Origin of the sequence: Flavobacterium aquidurense (genome assembly GCF_002217195.1) — a bacterium.
In the GTDB taxonomy this organism is placed as follows: domain Bacteria; phylum Bacteroidota; class Bacteroidia; order Flavobacteriales; family Flavobacteriaceae; genus Flavobacterium; species Flavobacterium frigidimaris.
In genome coordinates, this window is the sequence record NZ_MUGR01000084.1 from 1 (window position 1) to 4,811 (window position 4,811).

At 31.1% G+C, this 4,811-nt stretch carries 5 protein-coding genes and 1 pseudogene; 3 read left to right on the forward strand and 3 right to left on the reverse strand.

Annotation, left to right across the window (positions count from 1 at the left end; translation table 11 throughout):
• Nucleotides 1-431: pseudogene (locus tag B0A67_RS24705) on the reverse strand (hypothetical protein); the annotation flags it as partial.
• A gap of 411 nt (nt 432-842) precedes the next feature.
• On the opposite strand from B0A67_RS24705, the gene B0A67_RS25315 reads away from it, so the two are divergent.
• Nucleotides 843-974: a hypothetical protein gene (locus B0A67_RS25315; RefSeq protein ID WP_262494756.1), complete on the forward strand. Its 132-nt coding sequence runs from the start codon at nt 843-845 to the stop codon at nt 972-974.
• Nucleotides 975-1,059: 85 nt separating this feature from the next.
• On the opposite strand, the gene B0A67_RS24710 is transcribed toward B0A67_RS25315, so the two are convergent.
• Nucleotides 1,060-1,437 (reverse strand): hypothetical protein, encoded by a 378-nt coding sequence (locus B0A67_RS24710; protein WP_123887499.1) that lies wholly within the window; start codon nt 1,435-1,437, stop codon nt 1,060-1,062.
• 363 nt (nt 1,438-1,800) lie between these two features.
• On the opposite strand from B0A67_RS24710, the gene B0A67_RS24715 reads away from it, so the two are divergent.
• Entirely contained in the window at nt 1,801-3,057 is a 1,257-nt protein-coding gene (locus B0A67_RS24715) for an OmpA family protein (protein WP_072965290.1), read from the forward strand.
• 122 nt (nt 3,058-3,179) lie between these two features.
• Here B0A67_RS24715 and B0A67_RS24720 read toward each other — a convergent pair whose 3' ends face one another.
• On the reverse strand, nt 3,180-3,794 hold the full coding sequence (locus tag B0A67_RS24720) for a hydrolase (protein ID WP_123887501.1): 615 nt from the start codon (nt 3,792-3,794) through the stop codon (nt 3,180-3,182).
• Nucleotides 3,795-4,482: 688 nt separating this feature from the next.
• On the opposite strand from B0A67_RS24720, the gene B0A67_RS24725 reads away from it, so the two are divergent.
• Nucleotides 4,483-4,659, forward strand: coding sequence for a transposase (locus B0A67_RS24725; protein ID WP_242671017.1), 177 nt, complete (start codon nt 4,483-4,485; stop codon nt 4,657-4,659).
• Nucleotides 4,660-4,811: the final 152 nt, after the last annotated feature.

The window sequence follows — 4,811 nt, forward strand, 5'->3', positions numbered from 1 at the left end:
ATTGATTTTCCGTCAACACCTGGTATCCCTTGAAGTCCTCTTAAACCAGTAGCCAGATTAATTGTTACCGATGTTCCATTCTCATTTGTATACGTAATGGTCCCGTTGTTATTATCTATTAAAGTAGTAATAGTTTCTGTGCCTGCGGTTCCCATTCGATACCACTTATCAATATACCAATAGTAATAGCCTGGTACAATGTCGTTAATTGTTTGGGTATTAAAAACCAGAAGGCTATTTACATTTCCTTCAGTAATAGTTACGTTATCTGCTGTACTCGTTAGCGCTACTCTCGGAATAAGAATACCTTTATTCGAAGCCACTACATCAAGCTGACTTGATGCATTAGGCATTTGAGTTCCAACACCTACCTGGGCATGACTCAAAAAACCAAATCCTGTTAGAAGGAATAATAAGTAATAATTTTTCATAAAAAAGGTTTTAAAAAACAATTAATTTTAATAAGAATTAATTCCAGTAGAAAACTTAGAAATCATCAATCCTCATTTTTTTTTCAAAACACCGTTAGTTAAGTTTTTTTTAGATTTGGGGTCTTATAAAAAAAGCTTTTTGCTCTTACAATTAATTAGTTAGCAAATCTAACATGCTTAAAATCATAAACATGTAGAATAAAAAACCATATCATGTAGAACTTTTTCTACAAAACAACTCAGCAAAAAACAGCTATTATGACCCGCAAAAAAAAGTACAGCTAAAAACTTAGCTGCAAAATGAAAATGATACTCTCATTTATAACTCTCCTGTTTTTGTAAAAAGATGTAAAAACATAAAAATTATGAACCAGAACTTTAAAAGAAATAAAGAAGAATAAACAGAAGTGTATGGTAAAAAAAGCGAAAACGACTTATGCCTACGATTCTTTTTCAATTACCATATCTCATAATAAAACACATAAGTCTTTCAGTTATTTTGATGCGCCTTCAATTGAAGTTTTAGAAGGTTTATTATTTTAAATTAAAAAAAATGAAAGCTATAGCCTTAACCACCATAGCATTCATTAATTTCTACGATGGATACTTATTAAACAATTAAAATCATTTAAAGATCAGAAGTAATTGGTATTTGAATGTTAAGTATGGTTTCATTGAAATGAGAACCTAGTTGCTTTAATATTTCCGATCTGATTTTTGAAGTATCCAATAAGTATAAATTTTCCAAATCCATCAAAAATTCTAAGACCCTTTTATTGAAAGAACAAATTACAAGAGGAATTTCACTTCTGTATATTTTAAAAAAATCAAATAAATCTTCTTCTGTATAAATCACTAATACTATTACCGAATAAGTATTTAATTCGGCTGTAAGATCTTTAAAATTTTTACAAACATCAAGAACCAATACATCTTGAAATTTACATTTTAAGTATTTTGAAAAGCATTTTTGATTCCCATATAGCAACACCCTTTTTTTCATCATCTCCCCAGTTGTATTTAAAAATCAAATCCATTTCTAAATTTAATCAAGTTAAAAAATCAGGATTACACAGCACCTTTGCGCGTAGAAAACAAAAATACATCCATTAAAATCAATGTTTTATAGAATAAGGCTCAGCCTGATGTAGAATCTTTTCTACAATAAACGTCGATATATCTATTCAAAAAAAGCCAACCAAAACACATTAAAACACTAACAATCAGACACATGTTCCAAAAAATACTACATCTTCTATTCTCGGTAAAAAACAACTCGAAGGCAGCAGTCACAAAGTAAATTTTACTGCTCATTTTTTTTATCAAAGATTGCCTTCTAGTTTTGCGCAAAATTTAAACAATAATAAAAATGAAAAATTTAATACTTACTTTCGCTTTTGCCAGTGCAATAACAACTTTAAGTGCTCAAAACAAAATTGAAAAAAGTACGAAAACTGATTTTAATAAATTTTCTATTGAATTAGCAGGTGGAGTTAACAAACCACAAAGACCAATGTCTTCTGGATATTTTACATCAACACCAAGTCCATATGTTGTTGATCTGGGAGTTAGATACATGTTCAACAATAAGTTTGGTTTAAAAGCTGACTTTGGCTACAACAGTTTCACAGGAAAAAATAATTCGATAGATTTTGATACTAAATATTACAGAGCAGATATTCAAGCTGTAGCTAACCTGGGAAGAATTATGAACTTTGAAACCTGGACTAATACTATTGGTTTATTAGGTCATGCAGGTTTTGGTTTGGCTCAATTAGAAGATGAAAACTCAGCAATAAAAGATAGAATGGGTAATTTTATAGCTGGTGTAACGGGGCAGATTAAATTATCTAACAGAATAGTTTTGACCGGAGATTTTACAACTATCCTGAATACAAATCAAAATCAAACTTTTGATGCTGCTAGTGCTGCTAATACAAGAGGTTTCTCAGGAATTCTTTTTAACGGAACAGTAGGTTTAACTGTTTACTTAGGTAAAAATGAAAAACATGCGGATTGGGTTATTGATAACGGAGGCGAAATCGACGAATTGAAGAAAAGAATTACTGACATTGAAACTTCAATGTTAGATACCGATAAGGATGGTGTGCCTGATTATTTAGATGAAGAACCAAATACTATTTCAGGTGTAATGGTGAACACCAAAGGAAAAGCAATTGATTTAAACAATAATAACGTTCCTGATGAATTAGAAAGCTATTTATTAAAAACTTACGGAAGCAATACTGATAAATCTCCTGTTTTAAGTAATAATGAATTGATTAAAAACCTGATTAATGGTGGTTACGTATGTACTTATTTTGATTTTAATAAATCTACTCCAACAAATGTTTCGACAGAAGGTATCGACTTTATTTTAAATTATCTAAGAAACAATCCTTCTGCTTCAGTTGACATTGTTGGTCATGCTGATGAAATAGGCAGATCTGCATACAACGATAAATTATCAACTTCGCGAGCAAATAGCGTTAAAAATGTATTACTAAAAGCTAATATTCATCCATCAAGATTAAATGTTATTGCGGCTGGTGAAGACACTTCTGTAGATAAAGATTCAGATGCAGCTAGAAAACTAGTGAGAAAAGTAACTTTTAGAGTTAAATAATACAACCCTCGACAATTTCAAAATAGTGACATTATCAGTAAAATGATTCAAGAATAGTGCTGTTGAAATTATAAAAAAAATTAAACCCTGTAGACCATCTGGTTTCACAGGGTTTAATAATTTTAACTATTTCTGTACTTGTCCATCATTGTTTTAAATAGATCTTTGTTAGAGGGAGGCGACAGCACAATTGCTTGAGATCCTGCTACTATTGATTCCTCAATGTTCCCTAAACTTGTGCCGCCAGTTGCCATTATAGGAAACCCCGGGAACTTAGCGCTAATCTCTTTCAAAATTGTATTAGTGTATTTTCCCCCGGTCACATGAAAAATATCTACTCCTGAATCTATTTTGCTTTTTAAGAATTCATAATCTGCCGAAGCAATACTGGCAATTACGTGTATAGAAATTCTCTTTCTAATTTTTTCTAAATCATTATTATGAAACGGTATATTAACAATAATTCCGGCAGCTCCCATTTCTTCAGCATACAATGCCATTTCCAAAGATTTTTTTCCTCTTGTTGTTCCTCCTCCCACACCACATATAAGCGGTTTACTACAGAAATCTATCAAACTTCTTATGATTTTTGGAGAAGGGGCAAAAGGATATACGGCCAGAATTGCATCAGCATCATTATTTTCTATAATTGCCATATCTGTAGAGAAAAGAAACGATTTTATTTTTTGTTCTCCTACGATAAGACCCTCACAATTGTTTCCAATTATTTCAGGCATACTAAGTGCTTTTTTTTCAAATTTTTTCCTTCTAAAGAGCTTCTCGAAAAATGAAATTTTCCTTTCACTTGCCCAAAATGAACCTGAATTTAAATTTACCTCCATATTCCCATTTTTATTTCAGAAGCTAATATATTGTACTAAATTTTAAAATTGAATATAAAGAAGATCGAAAATTCATTTATTGTAATGAAATAAGGAAAAATTGTAGTTAAACTATAAAACACAATTAAATTTCACCATTATTTTCTATCCGTGTATTGGATCAATAATTTTGTACTTATCGATATTGAGAAAATTCACCAATTCTAAAGAACCCATTTATACTTATAAATTGGGCAAAGAAACACACTCCCTCTTCTTAAATTATTATTGACAAAAATAACAGAAGCAAAAATTGCCCATTTTGGAACTCTTTTTTTTGATTGTTATCCTATTCCTTTAAAAATAAGAATAAAAGCTAAAAAGAAAAATAAGTAGTGTTTTATTAATGTTTAGAAGACCAATCTAAAGAGTAATAATTTGGGCGTTTCCCTGCGGGCCGGGCTGTACGCTAAATCTTTTGCGGAAGCAATTTTGGTTTACTCCGCAGAAATTTAGTTTTCCGCAAAAGGATACCGCTGCCATCCCTAACGCGGTTTACGGGTAATTAGAAATATAATTTTTAAAATAAATTCCAAATTCCAAAGTGTTATGGCTGCTAGTCTTAAATCACTATCAAACGATCTTAAATTATTTTGACAACAGAAGTACTAATGCGTCTGCAGAATCTTTCAATGCTAAAATAAAAGCTTTTAGATCCAAATTCAGAGGTGTTAGAAATATAGAATTCTTCCTCTTTAGACTAACCAATATTTATGCTTAATTTTTGCTGCTCCACAGATTTTCGTGTTGATCCCAAAAAACCCTGTTTCGTTAGAAACAGGGTTTTCAAAAGAAAGATGACAGGCCCCGATAGCTATCGGGGCTCCCACATTACTCCAATATTTTTAAAACAAAAAACCCCGTTTCGTTAGA